The organism is Halorubrum salipaludis (assembly GCF_002286985.1).
Taxonomy (GTDB): Archaea; Halobacteriota; Halobacteria; order Halobacteriales; family Haloferacaceae; genus Halorubrum; species Halorubrum salipaludis.
The window spans coordinates 148,595-168,362 of the sequence record NZ_NSKC01000005.1; the positions used below are offsets into that span (position 1 = coordinate 148,595).

Genomic DNA, 19,768 nt, shown 5'->3' on the forward strand with positions numbered 1-19,768 from the left:
TCGAACCAAAATCAGACGTGCTCGCTCGCTTCGCTCACTGCGCGCGACTGATAGGGTTCGAATCTCTGTACCGCTACTGCTCGCTTTGCTCGCAGATAACGGGCACAGTGGGATTCGAACCCACGACCGTCGGATTAGAAGTCCGACGCTCTATCCGGGCTGAGCTATGTGCCCTCATTTGCTTCTACTCTGCCGGGTCTAAAAAACGCCCGCGGTTCGCGTCGGGGAGTCGTCCCGAGTCGACCGCGTTCAGTAGCTGTGCTCGATCACGAGGGTGCCGTCCGGGTCCTCGACGTACACCGTGTCGCCGCCGTTGTTCCAGATCGCCGACCCGGTCCGACCCCAGTACACCGTGTCGTCGGTGTCGGTACCTGTGCCGGTGTACAGTGTGATCGTCGCGCCGGGATCGACGCTGACCGCGCCGAAGGTGTAGCTGTTGTCGACCTCGTCGTACACGACGTATCCGTCGAGGTCGACCGTCTCGGCGCCCTGGTTCACGAACGAGACGTACTCGTCTTGGACCGGGTCGCCCGCGGGGGCTTCGACCAGCTCGTCGATCGCGAGGTAGACATCTCCGCCGCCGCCCCCGTCGTCGCCGTCGCCGTAGGCGTCGAACAGGTCGAAGTCGGCGTCGAAGTTCGTCGTCGTCGGGTTCGCGGGGCCGCCGAGGTTGTTCTGGTCGTCGGTCACCGCGTCGCCGGTCCGCAGGTCGGACCCGAGGTCGGCGGCGAGCGCGTCGAGGTTGTCGCGCGCGTCGCTCGCGTCGTCGCCGGCCGCGCTCGCGAGGATCACGGCGCCGCCGTCGTCGCGGAAGTCCTCGATCGCGGCGACCTCGTCGCTCCCGAATCCGTCGTCGGGGGCGGTGACGAGGACCGCCCGGGCCTCCGCGAGGTCCCGGCCGAGGTCGTCGTCGAAGTCGTTCTTCCCGTCGAACTCGATCGCGAACCCCTCCAGGTAGCGCTGGAAGTAGGCGGCGTCCTCGGCGGAGAGCGCGTAGTCCGCGGCGAACTGCCCGTGTCCGCCGTCGATGACGACGCTCCCCTCGCGCCCGTCCGCGGAGACGGCGTCGATCAGGTTCGCGAGGAAGACGTAGTTGCCGTACGGATCGGTTCCAGGTCCGTCCTCGCCCCCTTCGAAGTTCTCGTCCGGAAGCGGTCCGCCGAGGAACGCGACGTTGCTGTCGGCGTCGACGCCGACGAGCGGGTCCCCGCCCTCGGACTCGACGGGGACGCGGTCGTCTGCGATGTCGCCGTCGGCGGTCGCGACCGCGGTGGCCGACGGGACGAACAGCTCGTCGACGGGGGCGTCGCCGACGACGGGGGTTGCGGTGACGTCGCTGTCGGCCCAGAGCCCGCGACCGTTCTCGCGCGCGTCGGCCTCCGCCTCCCAGAACTGATCGTGGAGCCCGAGCCCGGAGTCGTACACGCGAGCGTAGCCGTCGGCGATGAGGTTCTCGTTGAACAGTCCGTCGTCCGTCTCGATCAGACCGAGCAGTCGACCGAAGTTCCCGCGAAGCCCCTCGTTCTCGTCGAAGGAGAGCGTCACCGTCTCACCGACCGGAACCGCGTCCTGCGCGTAGTCGGTCGCTTCGTCGCCCCAGAAGCCGAGCGTGTCCACGTCGTCGATCCCCTCCCACTCCTCGGGACGCTCGTTAGCCGCCTGTGTTTCCGGCGCATCGTGTCCGAGAGTGCGAACGGTTTCGACCTGTCCGCCTTCGAACTGGACGTCGACGGTGTCGCCGTCGGTGACGCTGACGACCTCGACCTCGTACTCCTCGCTTGGGTCGAGTTCGAGCCCGAGCCCGTCGCGGTCGGCGAACAGCTCGGGATAGCTCTCCGTGTCGAGATCGGTCGACGTGGGTGCGAAGTTCGCGCCGTCGTTGTTCTCGTCGTCTATCACCTGATTGTCGTTGAACCGGATCTGCGAGTCGAGACCGTTCGCTAGGGCGTTGAGGTTGTCCGTCTCGTCGTAGTCGCTGTAGTCGGACTGGTCCATCAACACGATCAGCCCGCCCGCGTCGGCGAACATTGAGAGCGCATCGATCTCGCTCCCGGAGAACGACTCGGAGGGCGACGTGATCACGATCGCCCCGGCCGAACCGGACAGGTCCGTTCCGAGTTCCGTCGTCGCCTCCAGTGTGTATCCGTTCTCCTCGGCGTAGGATTCGAAGTTATTGTGGCCGTCTCCTTCACCCTGACCCAGGGTGTAAAACTGGCCGTGCCCCTCATCCCAGAGGACCGTGTCCGACGCGGCGTACTTGTCGAGAACGTTCAGTAGCACTTCCTCGTTGCCGTAGCTTCCGAACTGAATGTCGTCCTTGGCGAACGGGAAGCCGAACGCGACCACCGGAAGCTCCTGGTCGACCGCCATCAGCGGCAGCGGCGCGTCGTCCGGGTAGCTCGTGTCGTCGCCGTTGCCGTCCTCGTCGACCGACTCCGCCGTCGGCTCGGCGGCGACCGCGACGGCGTCCTCGGGGAGGTAGCCGTCCGCCGCCAACAGGCTCGCGGTCGAGTCGAAGACGAGCTCGTCGACGAACTCGGTCGGCCCCTCGCCCGGCTCGTCACCGGGGTCTTCGATCGGTCCGTCGCCGATGCCGAGCGTGATCGCCACCTCGCCGTCGGTCGGGTCCTCGCCGGAGTCGATCTCGACGCCGACCGCGACTGCCTCGCCGACGCCGAGCTCGACGGTCGGGTCAGGACCGAGCGTCTCGCCGTCGACGGTCAGTTCGAAGCTCGCGTCGCCGAGGCTCCCGTCCTCGACCTCCGCGAAGAGGCCGAGGTCCTCGGTCCCCTGGTTGCTGACCTGGAACACCTCGCCGATCTCGTAGACGGTGTTCGAGCCGAAGCCGGTGCCGCCGCCCTCGACCTCGTCGAAGACCAAGGCGAGCTCGCCGTCGTCGTCGACGAACGCGTACTCGTCGTCCAGCGGCGTCAAAGAGAGGAGCGAGCTGGCGTCGTCCGCGAGCGCGACGGTCGCGGTCCGCTCCGCCGTCGCCGTGTCGAACGCCCCCGTGGCGATCGCCCCGCCGCCGGCCGCGGTCGCGCCGATGCCGATGAGGACGCTGCGGCGCTTCATAGTTCACCCTCCGCGAGGAAGAAGTCGGGAAACTCGTCGTCGTTGAAGTTGCTCGTCCGCGGGATGTAGAAATCGCCCCCGTTGTTGTCGTTGTCGACCACCTGATCGAAGTTGAACCGGAACGCGGCGTCGAGGTCGGCGAGCACCGCGTTCAGCGCGTCGTTCGAGGTGCCGTCGAACGACGCGGTCCCGTGGAGGAACACCGCACCGCCGTCGTCGACGAAGTCGGCGAGTTCGGACCGCTCCGTGTCGGAGAATCCGCCCACGCTCGCCACGTCGCCGTCGGATGTCGCGATCATCACCGCGTCCGCACCGTCGAGCGAGCCGACGAAGTCGCTGTCGATCGACTCGACGTCGAACCCCCGACCCTCTGCTACCGATTGGAGCTGCGAGAAGGCGTCGAGCGTCAGTTCCTGTCCGTGGGTCTCGTCGTACAGCACGGTTCCGGTCCCGTCGAGGACCGTCTGCCAGGCGTTCGCGATGAGCGTCCGATTGTCGTCTTCACTGCTCGCGTCCGGGCCGAGATCTGCTCCGAACCCGACTACGTTCCCGTCCGCCGCTGCCAACGGGATTCCGGTGTCGTCGGGATACGAGACGAACCCGTCGTCGTCCTCCGAGTTTTCGTTGTCGGCCGTCGCTTCCGCCCACACCGCGACGACGGAGTCGTCGTCGAGCACCTCGCCGTTCGCGTCGACGAGGCTCGACGTGGAGAAGAACTCCGTCTCGTCGATCGTCTCGGGCGGCTCCGGTTCCGGCTCGTCCGGCTCGTCGCCGCCCTCCTCGAAGGCCGCCTCGATGGTGATCTCGATGTCGAGCTCGTTCGTCACGTCGACGTCGCCCGTCTCGACGTGGGTGCCGACCGACTGCTCCTCGCCGGTCTCCAAGACGATCGCGTTGTCCTCGTCGTCGAGGGTGCCGTCTCGGTCGCCGGTCGGGTACAGCCGGAACTCGCCGTCGAACGCGTCGGTGTCGCTGCTCGCGGTGATAGAGACCGTCTCGGTCCCCTGGTTCGCGATCGCGAACACCTCGTCGAAGAAGAACTGCGAGTTGCGGCCGATCCCGTCGCCGTCGCCGGAGACGTCGCCGAACGCGAGCGCGAGCTCGCCGTCGCCGTCCGTCGTCGCGTACGCGCTCTTCGAGACCAGCCCCAGATAGGCGTCCTCGTCGTCCGCGAAGTTCACCGTCGCGGTCCGCTCCGCGCTCGCCGTGTCGAACGCGCCCGTTCCGATGAGTGCTATACCGCCGATACCGCTGGCCGCCGCTCCCGTGATGAGTGTTCGTCGTCGCATGGATCGTCCGCGGCCGCCGTGCGTCGCCGCGGGTGTCCACCGTCAGAGAACCGAGCGCCGGCGGAGGAGAGCGGGCGAATGCAAGGGACTTGCTGGCACACGTCAGCCACGTTAAACGAATCCGAGAGATAGTTTATATATTTTTATACTACTTCTATTGTGTTTTGTATTCGGGTTCCCAGATATATAGCGCTCCACGGAGGAAACGGTCGGTCGGCGAGGCTCGCGGCCCCAACAGCAGACCTAAGTCCGGCACGGGACTACTCGCCGCCAATGAACGTCATCGGAACCGTCGGCCTCCCCGGCAGCGGGAAGGGGGAGGCGGCGAACGTGGCCGAGGAGGCGGGGATCCCGGTCGTCGTCATGGGCGACGTGATCCGGGCGGAGTGCCGCCGACGCGGGCTCGACCCGGCCGAACACCACGGTCGGATCGCCGGCGCGCTCCGCGAGGAGGAGGGCGACGACGCGATCGCCGCCCGGACGCTCCCGCTGATTCGCGAGGCGGCGGCCGAGAGCGACCGCGAGGCCGTCCTCGTCGACGGGCTCCGCTCGACCGTCGAACTGGAGCGCTTCCGCGACGCCTTCGGCGACGACTTCACGCTGGTGGCCGTCCGCGCGCCCTTCGAGCTCCGCGCCGAGCGGCTCGACGAGCGCGGCCGTGACGACTCCGACTCCGACCTGGAGGCCCTCCGCGAGCGCGACGCCCGCGAGCTCGAGCTCGGCCTCGGCGAGACCCTCGACCGGGCCGACGTCGAGATCGACAACACCGGGACGCTGGCGGCGTTCCGGCGGCGGGTCCGAGAGGTACTCGGCGTCGCGGACGGCGAGGCGAGCGAGGAGAGCGCCGACGGCGGCGCGGCGGGCGACGCCGATCCGGATCCGGAGTCCGACACCGACCCCGCGGCCCCGAACGCCGGAGGTGACGGCTCGTGATCTACAGCGTCGACGTGCGGATCGAGGCCCCAGTCAACGACACCGAAGTCACCGATCGGGTCGCCGACGCGGTCGAGAACGTGTTCCCGGACGCGGAGCCGGTCCACGAGGACGGGATGCTGGTCGCCGAGGCGCACGCCCTCGACGCCTTCTCCGACGTGCTCCACGAACAGGAGATCCTCGACACGGCCCGCCGGGTGTTCCTTCAGAACAGCACCGACGAGGGGTTCGACTTCTCCTTGAAGAAGCAGGCGGCGTTCGAGGGCGTCGTCAACTTCGCGGTCGGCGAGCCGGACGAGCTCGGCGAGATCGACGTCGAGGTCCGCGTCCGGGAGCCCGACGTCGAGGCGTTCATCGACTACGTCGCGCCCGAGACGGACGAGGGGCGCCCCGTCGATCCCGCCCGGGAGTACGGCGACCGGATCGACCCCGAGGACGCGGAGTACTGACAGCTCTGGCGGTTTTGGCGGTACCGGCGCTACGAGCGGTTCTGGCGGTTTTGGGTACGCCGCCGAAAAGTCGAGTCGCCGCTTCTCGGAGTCAGTCGCTCAGCAGCGACGAGGCGGCGCCGCCGATCGCGCCGAAGACCGCGGGGTAGACGGCGCCGGCGAGCAGCACCGCGGTGACGAGGTCGGGTGCCACCGTCCCGTCACCGACGGAGTACCGGAACAGGAAGGCCCCGATCACCGCGAGGGGGAGGTAGCCGGCGAGGACGAACGCGCCGGCCTGCGCCCCGTCGGCCGGATCGGACGCGCCGGCGGTCCGGCCCGCGACGAGGCCGGCGACGATAAGGAGGAGCGGGGGGAGGACGAACAGCAGCGACAGCGACCCCCCGTCGGCCTGCGTGATCAGGTTCCCCGACTGCGCGCCGCCGATCAGCGAGGGGGCGTTGACGTCGACGAAGTGGGCGTTGTAGAACATCCACCCCGCGGCCTGCCAGGTGGAGATCGGGTCGCCGCCGAACAGGTCGGCGAAGAAGTTGATCCCCGAGAGGCCCTCCTCGATCCGGTCGCCCTGCGTCACGTACACGACGAGATAGCCGAGGACGTACGCGACGGCGCCAGCCGCCGCGCCGCCGACGATTCCCTGCGTTCGGTTCGATCGGTCGGGGACAGACATGTGCTCGGTGTCGTTTCGGCGGTCATAAGTGTCTGTTGGGTCGGTGTGCTCGGCGCCGCCCGTGTTCCGCTACTCCGTCGCCTCGCGCCACTCGCCCTGCGAGATCGAGTACCGGACCTCGTCGTGGACGCTGCCGTCCGTGAACGTGATGTGGTTCCGCAACAGCCCCTCGCGGCGGCCGCCGAGCCGGTCGACGTACTTCTCGATCGCCCGCCGCGACTTGTCGTTCTCGGGGAGGTGGCTCACGGCGACGAGGTCGAGATCGAGGTCGTCGAAGGCGACCTCGGCGAGGGCGGCGGCGCGCTCGCCGGAGTAGCCGCGGCCCCAGAACCGCTTGCGGAGCCAGGTGCCGAGGACCGCGGTCCGTTTCTCCCAGTCGACGGTGAAGCCGCCGAAGCCGGCGATCTCGCCCGCGCCGTCCTCGCCCTCGCGGGGGCGGATGACGTAGCTCGCCGCCTCGTCGTCCTCCCAGCGCTCGCAGCCGCGCTCGAGGAACTCCAGCGTCTCCTTCTTCGTCTCGTGGGGATCCCACGTGACGTGTTCGGTCACCTCGTCGATCCCGGGGTCCGACGAGCAGATCCGGTAGCAGTCGTCGAGGTCGACGTTCTCGGGCCACCGCGGCTCCAGTCGCAGCCGGTCGGTCTCGATCGTCTCGGGGAACATACCCGCCCGTCTCGCGGGTGCGTATAAAAACCACCTCGGGAGTGGGGGATGGTACCGTCCGTCAGTACCTCGTCACTCGACCACGCCGTACTCGCGGAGGGCGTCCCTGAACGCCGCCCGCTTCACGAGGAGGAAGCCGAGGCAGATGATCAGGAAGCCCGCGACGGTGTTGAGGGTGATCGCCTCCCGCAGGAACAGCCACCCGGAGACCGCGGCGAACACCGGCGCGACGTACGAGACGAGGTTGATCTCGATCGGGCCGAGCCGGTCGAGGAGATCGAAGTAGATGAGGAAGCCGAGCCCGCTGGCGACGACCGAGAGGTAGCCGAGCGCGAGGAGCGCCTCGGCGGTCCACGCCACGTCGGCGGCCGACTCGCCGAGCCCGAGCGACAGCAGGTGCATCAGCGCCGCGCCGAGGAGCATCGACCACGCCTCCATCGTCTCGATCGGGAGGTCGGCGTCGGACGCCCGCGTCAACACCGACCCGAGCGCGAACGACGCGGCCGCCAGCAACACGAGCAGCTTCGGGACCGTGCCGCCGCCGGCGAGGTTGCTCGGGTCCGGCGCGGCCAGCACGACCGCCCCCACGAGACCGACGAGGAGACCGATCACGCCGACGACCGTCAGCCGCTCGGAGGGGAGGAAGGCGCGCGCGAAGACGGTCGTCAAGACGGGCGAGAGGCTGACGATCACGGCCGCGACCGCGCTCGTCACGGCCGGATCGGTCTCGCCGACGAAGAGGAACGCGTGGTAGGCGGCGATGATCAGCGTCGCGCCGACGGCGACGACGGCCCACTCGTCGCGCCCCCGCGGGATCGGGTCGTCGACGACGTACGCCGCGTACGCGAGCATGACGACGCCCGCGACGTCGTACCTGAACGCGGCGAACAGCACGGGCGGAAAGTACGCCAGCCCGGCCTTGATCGCCATGAACGCCGACCCCCACACCGCGGCGAGGACGAGGAACAACGCGAGATTCCGTGCTCTGCTCACGCGTCGACCTCTCCCGGGCGCGCGCCAAAAGGTTCCGGAAGCGGCCGACTGTGCGGGGACCGGTGCGCCTCGGCGGCGACTCTCGACCGCTGGCCCCGCGCCCTACCGGATCCGGTAGCGGTCCACGTCGGCGGAGCCGTCGCGGGCGACGACCCCCACGTCCGCGAGCCGCCGGAGGGCGTCGGCGACCGTCTCCTCGCGGGCGCCGACCTCGTCGGCGACCGCCGCCGGGGTGCCGTCGGTCTCCACCAGCGCGGCGAGGACCGCCGCGAAGAAGCGGCTGTCGGACTCGGTGCCGAGCCGCTCGTCGATCTCGGCCAGCGTGTCCTCGACGCGGCCCTGCACCCACCGCTGGGCCAGCGAGAGCTCCCGATCGAGGTTCTGGAGCCGACCGAACTCGTCGGCGAGGTCGGCCAGGTCGCTCGACGACCCGGACCCGTCGGGGACCTCTATCGAGAGGTGTTGGCACCGGGCCGCCATGTCGAAGCTGTTCTTCGCGGGGTACGCGCTCTTCGCCCCGAAGCCGTACGGGGAGACGCTCACCTCCAGTCGGAGGCTCCGGGCGATACGGAAGTACTTGCGGCGCTGGTCGTCGGTGGTCGACTCGATGAGGCCGGCCTCCTCCAGCTTCCGCAGGTGGTCGATGACCGCCTTGGGGCTCACGTCGAGGTACTCCGAGATCTCCGTGACGTAACAGGGCTTGGTGGCGAGCAGCCGGAGGATGCGCCGCCGGTTCTCGTTGCCGAGGAGATCGAGCAGTACCGCGGAGTCCATTAACGTATGGTTAGCGTCGGAGAGGGAAAAGGGTGACTTCCCCGGCGCCCGTCGAGCGTCACTCCGCGTCGTCGGGCGTCACTCCGCGTCGCCGTCCTCGTACGCGTCGAGCCAGCCGGAGACGGTCTTCTGGAGCGCTCCGGTGGTGCTACCGAGATTCAGGATCTGGTATCCCTCCGTCGCCTTCTCGTCCGCGTCGTCGACGCCGAAGGCGAGCCCGCCGACCGGCACGCCGGCCGCGATCGCCTTCGATCGGACGGTCTCGACCGCCTCCCGCACCTCCGGGTGGTCGATCTCTCCGGGATGGCCGAGCGAGACGGACAGGTCGAACGGCCCGAGGAAGACGAAGCCGAGCTCCGGGACGTCAAGGATCGCGTCGATGTTCTCGACGGCGGCCGCGGTCTCGATCGTGGTACCGACCATCGTCTCGGCGTCCTCGGTCTCCACGTAGTCGTCCGCCAGGCCCCATCGGCGCGCCCGCGGCGCGGCGAGCCCGCGGTCGCCGGGCTCGTCGTCGTACTCGAACCGGGCGGACGCGACGGCCTCGCGGACCTCGGCCGCGCCCTCGACCCGCGGCAGGAAGACGTTCCTGACGCCCAGGTCGAGCGCCTTCCGCACGAGCGCCGGGTCCGAGTCGGGCAGCCGGACGAGCAGCTCGACGCCGGTCCGCTCAGCGGCCCGGAGGAGGTTCTCGATCAGGCCCGCGTCCCACGGGTCTGGCCCGCCGTGTTCCAAGTCCAGCCAGACGAAGTCGACCCCGACCTCACCGTACAGTTCGACGAGATTCGGGCTGTACGCGTTGTCGAGCAGTCCGAGCGCGACCTCGCCGTCCGCCACCGTCGCCGCGAGTTCGTTCGTGCGCGAGTGAGTTCCCATCGTCCGTCACGTCGGTCGCCGCGGACAAACCGTTGTGGGGTCGACGGGCGCCCGGATCCCGGGACCGCCGGGGCGACGCGAGGCGAAGAGTAGTTACCTCGCCCACGGAAACGAGGGGTATGGAAACGGCGCTCATCATTCTCGACGGCTGGGGGCTCGGCGGCGGCGCAGGAGACGGCGAGCGCGGGGAGACGGTCGATCCCTCGGGACGTCCCGCGGGCCGCGACGCGGTCGCGGCGGCCGACACGCCCGCCTTCGACGCTGCCACCGAGCGCGGCGCGGACGGCCGCCTCGTCGTCCACGGGCGGCGCGTGGGGCTCCCGGAGGGGCAGATGGGCAACTCCGAGGTCGGCCACCTGAACATCGGCGCGGGGCGGGTCGTCAAGCAGGCGTACACCCGCATCACGGACGCGCTCGCCGAGGGGTCGCTCTCGGACAACGACGCCGTCGCGGCCGCGCTCGACCACGCTGACTCGACCGGTGGACGGGTCCACTTCATGGGGCTCGTCTCTGACGGCGGGGTCCACTCGGACGTGGAACACCTGCTCGCGCTGATCGACGCGGCGGCCGACGCCGGGGTGCCGGCGACGAGCCACGCGTTCACCGACGGCCGCGACACCGCCCCGGAGATCGCCGACGAGTTCCTCGCGGACGTGACGGCGAAGGCCGACGAGCGCGGAACCGGTCACGTCGCGACCGTGACGGGACGCTACCACGCGATGGACCGCGACGAGAACTGGGAGCGCACGCGGAAGGCGTACGACGCGATCGTCTCCCGCGACGCCCCGCACGAGGCCGAGAGCGCGGTCGCGGCGGCCCGCGAGGCCCACGCTCGGGGGGAGACCGACGAGTTTGTCGAGCCGACGCTCGTGGCCGACGAGCCGGCGCTCGATGACGGAGACGCCGTGGTCTTCTTCAACTTCCGGGCGGATCGCGCCCGCCAGCTGGTCCGGATGCTCACCGACACGCAGCCCGCGTGGGAGTTCGATCTCGACCAGCCCGATATCCGCATGACCACGATGACCGAGTACGACGAGACGTTCGAGTTCCCGGTCGCGTTCCCGCCGCAGATCCCGGCGAACACGATCGGCGAGGTGGTCTCAGACGTCGACGGCACCCAGCTCCGGATCGCGGAGTCGGAAAAGTACCCGCACGTCACCTACTTCCTTAACGGCGGGAGGGAGGTGGAGTTCCCCGGCGAGAATCGGACCATCGTCGAGAGCCCGGACGTGTCCACCTACGACCAGCAGCCGGAGATGTCCGCCCCGGAAGTGACCGACGAGGCGGTCGAGACGATCGCCGAAGACGACCCCGACCTGCTGGTGTTGAACTACGCGAACCCCGACATGGTGGGCCACACCGGCGACTTCGACGCCGCGGTCGAGGCGGTCGAGGCGGTGGACGCCCAGCTCGACCGGCTCCTCGACGCGGTCGCCGACGCGGGCGGCCACGCGGTCGTGACGGCCGACCACGGCAACGCCGACGACATGGGGACCCCCGAAGACCCCCACACCGCCCACACGTTCAACCCGGTCCCCTTCGTGTACCTGACGCCCGACGGCGACGACGGGGGACGAGCGGTCCGCGAGGGCGGCTCGCTCTGTGACATCGCCCCGACGCTGCTCGATCTGATGGGGCTCGACCGTCCGGAGGAGATGACCGGCGAGGGCCTCTTGACGGAGTAATTCGGGGGACGATCGCTCCCGGGTCGACGCGTGATAAACGATAAACCCCGGTCAGATTCACTCGGGTTCCACGCCGTTTTAAGTCCCTGACGCGCCAGCGATCGATCATGACAGACGGGACCACGCCGGTTATCGCCGCCGCCTACCGAACGCCGCAGGGACGCGACGGGGGCGTCTACGCCGACGTCCGCAGCGAGGACCTCTCGACGCGGCTCATCGACCACACGCTCGCGGAGACGGGGCTGACGAGCGACCACGTCGACGACCTGATGTGGGGCGTCGCCCAGCAGCGGACGGAACAGGACAACAACGTCGCGCGCGTCATCGCGCTGCTCTCCGATCTGGGCGAGTCGGTGCCGGCGACCTCGATCAACCGCTGGTGCGCCTCCTCGATGCAGGCGATCATCTCGGCGTCGGACGCGATCGCGGCCGGGAACCGCGACTGCATCATCGCCGGCGGCGTCGAGAACATGAGCCGCGTCCCGATGGACGGCGACTCCTACCAACACCTCCATTCCGAGCTCTCGGAGCAGTACAACGTCTTCCAGCTCCAGATGGGGATGACCGCCGAGAAGGTCGCCGAGGAGTACGACGTGAGCCGCGAGGCGCAGGACGAGTACGCGGCCCGCAGTCATCAGCGCGCCGCCGAGGCCACCGAGTCGGGCCGCTTCGACGACGAGATCGTCCCCGTGGAGACCGACGAGGGGCTCGTGGAGGAAGACGAGGGGATCCGCCCGGACACGACGCCCGAGAAGCTCGCCGGCCTCTCGCCCGCGTTCACGGGGGACGGCACGGTGACCGCCGGGAACTCCTCGCAGATCTCCGACGGCGCGTCGCTGACGCTCGTCACGAGCAAGGCGTTCGCGGAGGACCACGGCCTCGACGTGCTCGCGGAGGTCGGCACGAACAACGTCGCCGGCGTCGACCCCACCGTGATGGGGATCGGCCCGGTGCCCGCGACCCGCGGCCTGCTCGACCGCGCCGGCCGGAGCATCGACGACTACGACCTCGTGGAGCTCAACGAGGCGTTCGCCTCCCAGTGCGAGTACTCGCGGCGCGAGCTCGGGATCGACGAGGAGCAGTACAACGTCAACGGCGGCGCCATCGCCATCGGTCACCCCCTCGGCGCGTCCGGCGCGCGGCTCCCCGTCACTCTGATCCACGAGATGGAAAAGCGGGACGCCGACCGCGGGCTCGCGACGCTCTGCGTCGGCTTCGGGCAGGGCGCGGCGATAGAGTTCAGCAGATAGCGCTCGGCGCCGTCGCTCGGGAGATTAAAAACACCTTCCGGTGACACCGCGCCGCGGAGTTACTGGATATGGCCTTCGCGCCGGAGCTGGTCCGCGTCGTCGTCGTCGTACCGCCACTCGACGTTCGCCTTCTCGTCCTGCCAGTCCCACGGCTCCGCGAGGACCACGTCGCCCTCGCTGATCCACGTCCGGTACTTCATGCGGCCGGGGATCCGGCCCATCCGCGTCTCGCCGTCCACGCAGCGCAGTCGCACGTGGTTCCCGCCGAGGTGTTCCGTCACCACGGCGAACACTTCGTCGTCGTTGGGCATTCGGAGGTTCCGACGCCCGGATTCTTCGCTCATACACTACATATGACGGTGGGCCGTATAAGTGATGGGAGATACGTGTGCGCGTTTCTCGTGCGAACCTGTGTCGTGCAAACTGGTGGCACGACACGGGGAGTCCGGTCACCGCGACGCCGATCGCCGCCCGCGCTCACTTCCCGTCGCCCGGTTTCGCGTCGAACGCGGCGTCGACCTGCGCGAACGTCTCCGCCTGATCGCCGGAGTTGTCGACGACGACGTGGTCGGTCTCGATCCGGTCGAACAGCTCCTTGAAGTGGAGGTGGACCTCGAAGTCGGCGTCGCTGATCCCGTCGCGGCGCTCGATCCGGCGCTCGACGACCGGCTCGTCGCACTCGACCTCGACGAGGGCGAACCCGCCCGCGACGCTCTCGCCCACCTCGCGGGCGTCGGCGCGGAACCGGGCGTCCGCGAACGTCGCGTCGAGGACGACGGCGGACCCGGCGGCGACGCGGTCGCGGGCGCGGTCGATGAGCTCCGCGTACACCGCCTCCGTCTCCGCGTCGGTGTACGCCGGCTCCTCGAACAGCTCCTTCCGAATCACGTCGGTCCGGAGGATCTCGCCGTCGACGTGGGCGGCGACCCGCTCCGCCACCGTCGTCTTGCCGACGCCCGGCAGCCCGCAGACGACGACCAGCGCGCCGCCCCCGGACGCGGCGGCGGTCGTCGATCCGGCCGCCGGGTCGACGGCGGCCCCTCCCTCGGAGGGCGGGTCGGGCGGATCGGCGATCGCCCCTCGAGGTCCCCCGTCGTCGGCCGCGTCACCGTTCGACATCGGCGCCCCCTCGGTTCCGGCCGTCGGCCGTCCTCCGTCACTCATCCATCCGCACGGTCCGTCGAGAGGTAAATGAAGCTTCCCTTCAGGGGCGGCCGAGCGAAGCGTTCAAACCCCGTCGCCACGACGGGTCTCGCATGGAAGACATGGAGTCGCTCGTGCTCGATCAGGACGAAGAGGCCCTCTCTCCCGCCGTCGTGGTGGCGACGATCGCCCTCCTCGCGGTCTTCGTCGTCGGATTCCTCGTGCAGATCGTCGGCCTGCTCGTCTGATCGCCTGATCGCCTCCGAACCGATCTCGGTCGCCTACTCCCCGATTCTCGCGGCGTCCGTCCCTTATTCTCGCCACGTCCGTCCCCCTTTTCAGACTCGGGAGCGAGTCGACGGGTATGGGACGCGATCTCCTCACCGATCTCCTCGCGCGCAACGACGAGCACGTCGCGTCGCTCGGGGCGGACGCCTTCGCGAATCAGCGCGACGGTCAGCGTCCCTCGGTCGTCTCCGTCTGCTGTTCGGACTCCCGCGTGTCGCAGGAGGGCATGTGGGAGGTCGATCGGCCGGGGTTTCTCTTTTCCGCCGGCAACATCGGGAACCGCGCCACCGACCGCGTCGACGGCGAGCGCGTGCTCGCGGGCAGCGTCGCGTACCCGCTCGCGTACACCGGCACGGAAGCGCTCGCGATCGTCGGACACACCGGGTGCGGCGCGGTCGGCGCGGCCCTCTCTGCGGTTCGGACGGGTGAAATCCCCGGAGAACCCGGCGTCAGGGCCGACGTGGAGGAGCTCGTCCCGATCGTCGAGGCGGGGATCGACGCGCTTGAGAGCGACGCCGGCGAGGGGACCGGCGACAACGAGGCGGCCGACGGAGGGGGGGCCGGCGAAGACGCCCCCGGCCTCCGCAACCGCCTCGTCGAGTACAACGTCCACGAACAGGTCGCGATGGCTCGCGAGACCGAAACCGGCGCCGACGCCGACGTGTACGGCTTCGTCTACGACTTCCACGGCGCCTACGGCGGCCGCGACGGAGCGGTCTACCTCGTGAACGCCGACGGCGAGCGCGACCCCGAGGTCCTCCGCGATCTGGTCGGGCCGTCGCACGCGGACCACGTCGCTACGCTGCTGTAGGCCTCCTCGTCGCCCGCCGCATCCGACAGGGGTATCACGCCGACGACCGAACCCCAGGTAATGGACCGCCGCGTTCTGTTCGCGAGCCTGATCTTGTTCGCCGGCGGCGCGACCGGCGTCGGGGTCGCCCTCTTCGCGTTCGTCGGCCTCGACGACGCTACGGCGGACGCCGAGGTCGTCTGGGAGTCGGAGCCCGTCGCCGGCGACGACGGCACCGGCGCGGTCGTCGCCACGATGGACGGCGACCCGCTCGTCCTCCAGCCGACGGTCGAGGACGGCGCCCCGACGATACGCGCCACCGCGGTGGGCGGCGACGTGGAGTGGCGAACGGGGGTCGGCGGGGCGGACGGCGACACCGGCGACACTGGCGACGGGAACGGCACGGATCCCCCGGCGACGAGCGGGCTGGCCGCCGGCGAACTCGGCGGCGACGAGGTCGTCGCGTTCACGACCGAAGCCGGCTCCCTCGTCGTGATCGATCCGACCGACGGCACCGAGCGATTCGCGGTCGACCTCGGCGGATCGGGCGGACTCCGACCGGCGATCGGCGACCTCGACGGCGACGGCGACGGCGAGGTCGCCGCGGTCACGACCGACGGACGGGTTCGCGCGGTCGACGCGGGCGGAGAGACCGTGTTCGAGACCGACCTCGACGCCTCGGTGAAGCGTCGGCCGCTGGCGGTCGACTTCGGCGGTGCCGGGGGCGACGCCGTCCGCGGGCTCGCGGTCGCGACCGCGGTCGACGGCGAGCGTTCGATCAGCCTGCTCGACGCGAGCGGCGAGGTGCGATGGACGACGACTCCGTCGGTCACCCCCCTGAGTTGGAGCGCGGCCGACACCCGGAGCGGTCCGGTGCTCGCGCTCGGCGGCGCGAACGGGAACCTTGAGACGCTCGATGTCGCCGACGGCGGGAGCCGCTACGAGGTCGGACTGCAGGACGAGCCCGTCACCGTCGGCGACGCGGACCCCGGTCGCGTCTACGTCGGTGGGAGCGGAAGCGTCTGGGCGGTCGACCTGCTCGACGGCGAAGTCGTCTGGAAGCAGCAGTACGGCGGCGACACCCGGGTGAACGCGCCCGGCGTCGCCGACGTCGACGGCGACGGCTCTCCCGGCCCAGTGGCGGTGAATCAGAACGGCGGCGTGCTCGCGCTGAACCAGAACGGCGAGGCGATCGCGCGCGGCGATATCGGTGGACCCAGCGGCGCCGTCGTGTACGCGGGCCCGCTGTTCGCGGACGCGACCGGCGACGGGACCGCGGAGGTACTCGTGGTCGCCGAGGACGGTCGGATCGTCGCGCTGTCCGACTGAAGACTGAGCGGCCGGGTCGCGGAGCTCGTCGGGACGTGTTTATCAGTCGGTTCGTGTCCAGTTCGCGTCGCAGTCGCCGAATTTCAGATGTGATTTCACCGGAAACGAGGTGTGTCGAAATAGCTACCGCTCGCGGGAACGCGGAGGTCGACGAAAACGGAACGCGGCGTCGCCGTTCAGTGCTGCTCGTCCTCGTACACCCACGCGGCGGTGTCGAGGCCGTAGTCGACGAGCTCGTCCTCGTCGAAGAACAGGTCGATCTCGCGTTCGTTCGCGCCCTCGTCCTCGTGGTCCGACGCGTGGATCACGTTGTGGCCGAGGTCTAAGCCGAAGTCGCCGCGGATCGTGCCCGGGGCGGACTCGGCGGGGTCGGTCTCGCCGACCATCGCGCGGACCTGTCGGGTCGCGTCAGCGCCCTCCCACACCATCGCGAAGACGGGGCCGGAGGTGATGAACTCGACGAGGCCGTCGAAGAACGGCTTCCCCTCGTGCTCGCCGTAGTGCTCGTGGGCGAGCTCCTCGTCGATCTGCATGAACTTGCCGCCGACGAGCTTCAGGCCGCGCTCCTCGAAGCGAGAGACGATCTCGCCGATGAGGCCGCGCTGGACGCCGTCCGGCTTCACCATCACGAAGGTGCGCTCGTCGTGGTGGCTCATCTACTCGCCACCCTGGTTGCGCCCTTCCTCGGTCCACTCGAGGTCGCGCGCCTCGCGGCCGAGGAAGTAGTTCTTCTCCGCCTTCGAGTCGACGAAGTGGAGGATCTGTCCGTCCTTCTTGACGTACATCGTGCCCGTGCCGGGCTCGATCTCCTCGCCGGTGTAGTCGCAGGTTCGTGTCTCGACCATTGGTTATCGCCCTCCGATGGAGTCGGCGTCGCGCTGGGTCTCCCGGAGCTGGAGCACGTCGCCCATGCGGACGGGACCCAGGACGTTCCGGGTGATGATCCGGCCCTGGTTCGATCCTTCCTGGATGCGGCACTTGACCTGCATGGCCTCGCCGTGCATCCCGGTCTTGCCGACGACCTCGATGACCTCCGCGGTCGTCGAGTCGCCGGTGCCCTCTTCTGCGCTCATGGGTGGTTATCGGAGCTCCGCGACCTTCTCGCCGATGTCCTCGACGTCGTCGTCGGCGTCGCCGGCGTCAACGACGGCGGCGGCGGCCGAGCCGACTTCGAGGCCGGCGGCGTGGCCGACTTCGTCCTGCGTGTCGACGAAGACGACCGGGATGCCCTTCTCCTCGGCGAGTTCGGGGAGGTGCATCACGATCTCCTCGGGGGAGACGTCCTCGGCGACGATGACGAGGTCCGCGTTGCCGCGCTCGACGGCCTTCGTGGTCTCGTTGGTTCCTTTCTTCACGGTACCGGTGTCTCGGGCGACCTCGAGCGCCTCGAGCGATCGCTCGGCGAGGTCGGCTGGGGTTTCGTAGTCTACGTAAACGGGCATATGTTGTTCACCTATCCTCCGCGCGGGCTCGCGTGCTCGCACCGTGGTCGGTCCCTAACGGCACGGCACATCATCAACCCCGCAGAGGCTGTGAAGCGACGTAGTCCGGACATCCATAAAAGCGCTTTCAATGTCCTGCGCGTGTGCGAGCGGGGCTCACGGGGCTCGGACCCGCCGCACCCGCGGCGTTGCGACGATAACTCGGGGCCGTCTCGCCGCGCCCACGCCGCGCCTCGACGGCGATCCGCCGCCGAACTCCGCGCTTTTTAAGCGTCGCTCGCCCCTCCCTCCGCACATCGAATGGTCCGTCTCGTTCACTACTCCGACATCGAGAACGTCTTCGACGCCCCGGAGCGGGCGGCCCGCCTCGCCGGCCGGATCCGAGAGCTCTCGGGCCCGGACGCCGCCGTCGTCGCCACCGGTGACACGACCGCGCCGGGCGTCCTCTCGCTGGTCGCGACCGGCCGGCAGGTCCTCGACTTCTACGCCGCGACGGACACCCGCCTCGACACGTTCGGCAACCACGAGTTCGACTACGGGCCGGACGCCCTGCGCGGGCTGGTGGGCGACGCCACCGCGACGTTCGTCTCCGCGAACGTCCGCGACGAGAACGGGGACCCCTTCGGCCGCGACGAGGGGGTCGTCCCGTGGACGACGCGACGGATCGACGGCGCGACCGTCGGCTTCGTCGGCGTCACCGACCCCGCGACCGACTCGCTGAACCCGATGGCCGCCGACCTCACCTTCGACGACCCGGTCGCCGCCGCGCGGGACGCGCTCGCCGAGATGCGGGACGAGGTCGCCGAGAACGGCGACGGACTCGATCACGTCGTCGTCCTCTCGCACCTCGGCGCGGGCGACGACGACCTCGCCCGCGAGCTCGACGTGGACGCGATCCTCGGGGGGCACGTCCACAGCCCGCGCAACGAGCGCGTTGGCGACACCCTGCTCGTCCGTCCCGGCGTCAACGGCGAGGCCGTCGTCGAGGTCGAGTTCGGCGGCTCGGTGGCGGCCGACGGCGCCGGCGCGGTCGACGGTGCGGAAGGCGCCGACGACCCCGCCCCCACCGCGACCCTCCACGAGCCGGACGGCGCCGAACCGCTCGCCGCGCTCCAGGCCGCCCTCGAAGAGCGGATGGCGGCCGCCGACCTCGACGAGGTCGTCGACCGCGTCGACGAGCCGATCGAGCGGACCGGCGAGATCGTCCACGGCGGGGAGTGCCGCGTCGGCAACTTCGTCGCGGACGCGTTCCGCTGGGCGCTCGACGCCGACGTTGGGCTGTCGAACGCCGGCGGGCTCCGACAGGGCGACCCGTGGCACGGCGACGTGACGAAGGCCGACCTGATCAGCCTGATCCCGTTCGAGGAGCCCGTGGCGCTCGCGTCCGTCACGGGCGCGGAGCTCCGCGACGTGTTCCGCGAGATGGCCGCCCCCGACGTGGACTTCGGCGAGGACGACTGGTGGCACGGCCACGTCTCGAACGCCCGGGTCGTCTGGGACGCCGACGCCGAGCTGGTTCTCGAGGCCACGGTCGGCGGCGAGCCGATCGACCCCGAGGCGCGCTACACGGTCGCCGTCTCGGAGTACCTGCTCCACTCCGACCACGAGTTCCCGACGCTCGCGCAGCGCCACCGGATCGACGAGGCCGACATCCAGTACGAGGTGCTCGCCGACTACGCCCGTGAACGCGGGATCGACCCGCGGATCGAGGGGCGGATCGAGATCCGGAACCGGCGGGAAGTCGCCGGCGAAAGTCGGTGAGAAAACGGAAAGAGCCTACGCGCTGCCGTCGACGAACTGCTCTGCGCCCTCGTAGAACCAGTAGCCGTTCTCGCGCATCGCGCGCCCGAGCTCCTGGTGGAACTCGACGAAGTCGGCGAACTCCTCCTTCTCGACGCCCTCGAAGATCTCCTCGACGGAGACGACCGTCTCGTAGTCGATCCGGATCGGGTGGTCGCCGTACTGCTCGACGTAGTCGGCGGCCGACAGCGGGAAGTCCTCCTCCTCGTCGACCTTCTTCGCGAGCACCGCGTGCCCGTACTGCCGCCTGCCCTCGCTCCCCTGTTCGCCGTCGGGGTCGTGTGGCCAGTCCATACCCGCGAATTCACCGGGACCGGGC

22 protein-coding genes and 1 tRNA gene are annotated in these 19,768 nt (G+C 69.7%); 8 read left to right on the forward strand and 15 right to left on the reverse strand.

The annotated features are described in order from the left end of the window. Positions 1 to 99: 99 nt before the first annotated feature. The 3 genes from CK500_RS10550 to CK500_RS10560 form a co-directional block, all read right to left on the reverse strand. Positions 100 to 174: transfer RNA gene (locus CK500_RS10550), tRNA-Arg, on the reverse strand. A 75-nt stretch (positions 175 to 249) separates the two neighbouring features. Further along, the gene (locus CK500_RS10555; RefSeq protein WP_198951547.1) at positions 250 to 3,075 is read right to left on the reverse strand and encodes a DUF4350 domain-containing protein; all 2,826 of its coding nucleotides are present in this window, start codon (positions 3,073 to 3,075) and stop codon (positions 250 to 252) included. Then, entirely contained in the window at positions 3,072 to 4,364 is a 1,293-nt protein-coding gene (locus CK500_RS10560; protein ID WP_095637197.1) for a DUF1102 domain-containing protein, read from the reverse strand. The genes CK500_RS10555 and CK500_RS10560 overlap by 4 nt, the downstream gene beginning before the upstream one ends. A gap of 273 nt (positions 4,365 to 4,637) precedes the next feature. On the opposite strand from CK500_RS10560, the gene CK500_RS10565 reads away from it, so the two are divergent. Both CK500_RS10565 and CK500_RS10570 read left to right on the forward strand, forming a co-directional pair. Next, the gene (locus CK500_RS10565) at positions 4,638 to 5,297 is read left to right on the forward strand and encodes an AAA family ATPase (RefSeq protein WP_095637198.1); all 660 of its coding nucleotides are present in this window, start codon (positions 4,638 to 4,640) and stop codon (positions 5,295 to 5,297) included. Beyond that, entirely contained in the window at positions 5,294 to 5,746 is a 453-nt protein-coding gene (locus CK500_RS10570) for an RNA-binding domain-containing protein (RefSeq protein WP_095637199.1), read from the forward strand. The genes CK500_RS10565 and CK500_RS10570 overlap by 4 nt, the downstream gene beginning before the upstream one ends. Positions 5,747 to 5,837: 91 nt before the next feature. Here the strand turns inward: CK500_RS10570 and CK500_RS10575 are convergent, their stop codons facing one another. The 5 genes from CK500_RS10575 to CK500_RS10595 all read right to left on the reverse strand — a co-directional run bounded on the left by CK500_RS10575 (position 5,838) and on the right by CK500_RS10595 (position 9,722). Further along, a complete protein-coding gene (locus tag CK500_RS10575; protein WP_144049550.1) occupies positions 5,838 to 6,416 on the reverse strand; it encodes a transporter in 579 nt (192 codons plus the stop codon). Between the two features lie 69 nt (positions 6,417 to 6,485). Next, positions 6,486 to 7,079, reverse strand: a complete 594-nt coding sequence (locus tag CK500_RS10580) for a GNAT family N-acetyltransferase (RefSeq protein ID WP_095637200.1) — start codon at positions 7,077 to 7,079, stop codon at positions 6,486 to 6,488. A gap of 72 nt (positions 7,080 to 7,151) precedes the next feature. Continuing rightward, a complete protein-coding gene (locus tag CK500_RS10585) occupies positions 7,152 to 8,072 on the reverse strand; it encodes a DMT family transporter (protein ID WP_095637201.1) in 921 nt (306 codons plus the stop codon). Between the two features lie 102 nt (positions 8,073 to 8,174). Then, complete coding sequence (locus tag CK500_RS10590) at positions 8,175 to 8,846, reverse strand: ArsR/SmtB family transcription factor (RefSeq protein WP_095637202.1); 672 nt, start codon at positions 8,844 to 8,846, stop codon at positions 8,175 to 8,177. Between the two features lie 78 nt (positions 8,847 to 8,924). Then, positions 8,925 to 9,722, reverse strand: a complete 798-nt coding sequence (locus tag CK500_RS10595) for an HpcH/HpaI aldolase family protein (RefSeq protein ID WP_095637203.1) — start codon at positions 9,720 to 9,722, stop codon at positions 8,925 to 8,927. A gap of 119 nt (positions 9,723 to 9,841) precedes the next feature. Between CK500_RS10595 and gpmI the strand changes: the two genes are divergently transcribed. Together gpmI and CK500_RS10605 are read left to right on the forward strand one after the other, a co-directional pair. Beyond that, positions 9,842 to 11,407: a 2,3-bisphosphoglycerate-independent phosphoglycerate mutase gene (gpmI, locus tag CK500_RS10600; protein ID WP_095637204.1), complete on the forward strand. Its 1,566-nt coding sequence runs from the start codon at positions 9,842 to 9,844 to the stop codon at positions 11,405 to 11,407. Between the two features lie 107 nt (positions 11,408 to 11,514). After that, positions 11,515 to 12,657 (forward strand): thiolase family protein, encoded by a 1,143-nt coding sequence (locus CK500_RS10605; RefSeq protein WP_095637205.1) that lies wholly within the window; start codon positions 11,515 to 11,517, stop codon positions 12,655 to 12,657. A 59-nt stretch (positions 12,658 to 12,716) separates the two neighbouring features. On the opposite strand, the gene eif1A is transcribed toward CK500_RS10605, so the two are convergent. Together eif1A and CK500_RS10615 are read right to left on the reverse strand one after the other, a co-directional pair. Next, positions 12,717 to 13,001 (reverse strand): translation initiation factor eIF-1A, encoded by a 285-nt coding sequence (eif1A, locus tag CK500_RS10610; RefSeq protein WP_004046489.1) that lies wholly within the window; start codon positions 12,999 to 13,001, stop codon positions 12,717 to 12,719. Between the two features lie 133 nt (positions 13,002 to 13,134). Beyond that, complete coding sequence (locus tag CK500_RS10615) at positions 13,135 to 13,821, reverse strand: AAA family ATPase (RefSeq protein ID WP_233139121.1); 687 nt, start codon at positions 13,819 to 13,821, stop codon at positions 13,135 to 13,137. A 92-nt stretch (positions 13,822 to 13,913) separates the two neighbouring features. Here CK500_RS10615 and CK500_RS17740 point away from each other — a divergent pair, with 92 nt between their 5' ends. The 3 genes from CK500_RS17740 (at position 13,914) to CK500_RS10625 (ending at position 16,207) form a co-directional block, all read left to right on the forward strand. Further along, positions 13,914 to 14,048 carry a hypothetical protein gene (locus CK500_RS17740; RefSeq protein WP_269843956.1) on the forward strand — a complete coding sequence of 45 codons (135 nt, stop codon included), beginning with the start codon at positions 13,914 to 13,916 and terminating at the stop codon, positions 14,046 to 14,048. A gap of 116 nt (positions 14,049 to 14,164) precedes the next feature. Continuing rightward, positions 14,165 to 14,899, forward strand: a complete 735-nt coding sequence (locus CK500_RS10620) for a carbonic anhydrase (protein ID WP_095637206.1) — start codon at positions 14,165 to 14,167, stop codon at positions 14,897 to 14,899. 60 nt (positions 14,900 to 14,959) lie between these two features. Further along, a complete protein-coding gene (locus CK500_RS10625; RefSeq protein ID WP_095637207.1) occupies positions 14,960 to 16,207 on the forward strand; it encodes a PQQ-binding-like beta-propeller repeat protein in 1,248 nt (415 codons plus the stop codon). Positions 16,208 to 16,383: 176 nt separating this feature from the next. Here CK500_RS10625 and ndk read toward each other — a convergent pair whose 3' ends face one another. Genes ndk through rpl7ae form a run of 4 tightly spaced genes read right to left on the reverse strand, consistent with a single transcriptional unit; the run spans position 16,384 to position 17,649 of the window. Next, positions 16,384 to 16,863: a nucleoside-diphosphate kinase gene (gene ndk / locus CK500_RS10630; RefSeq protein WP_095637208.1), complete on the reverse strand. Its 480-nt coding sequence runs from the start codon at positions 16,861 to 16,863 to the stop codon at positions 16,384 to 16,386. Then, positions 16,864 to 17,052 carry a 50S ribosomal protein L24e gene (locus CK500_RS10635; RefSeq protein WP_004046480.1) on the reverse strand — a complete coding sequence of 63 codons (189 nt, stop codon included), beginning with the start codon at positions 17,050 to 17,052 and terminating at the stop codon, positions 16,864 to 16,866. 3 nt (positions 17,053 to 17,055) lie between these two features. Then, the gene (locus CK500_RS10640) at positions 17,056 to 17,280 is read right to left on the reverse strand and encodes a 30S ribosomal protein S28e (RefSeq protein ID WP_004046478.1); all 225 of its coding nucleotides are present in this window, start codon (positions 17,278 to 17,280) and stop codon (positions 17,056 to 17,058) included. Between the two features lie 6 nt (positions 17,281 to 17,286). Then, complete coding sequence (rpl7ae, locus tag CK500_RS10645; protein WP_095637209.1) at positions 17,287 to 17,649, reverse strand: 50S ribosomal protein L7Ae; 363 nt, start codon at positions 17,647 to 17,649, stop codon at positions 17,287 to 17,289. A 300-nt stretch (positions 17,650 to 17,949) separates the two neighbouring features. Between rpl7ae and CK500_RS10650 the strand changes: the two genes are divergently transcribed. Beyond that, positions 17,950 to 19,410, forward strand: coding sequence for a bifunctional metallophosphatase/5'-nucleotidase (locus CK500_RS10650; protein WP_095637210.1), 1,461 nt, complete (start codon positions 17,950 to 17,952; stop codon positions 19,408 to 19,410). Positions 19,411 to 19,425: 15 nt separating this feature from the next. Here the strand turns inward: CK500_RS10650 and CK500_RS10655 are convergent, their stop codons facing one another. After that, positions 19,426 to 19,743, reverse strand: a complete 318-nt coding sequence (locus CK500_RS10655) for a DUF5785 family protein (protein ID WP_095637211.1) — start codon at positions 19,741 to 19,743, stop codon at positions 19,426 to 19,428. Positions 19,744 to 19,768 lie beyond the last annotated feature (25 nt).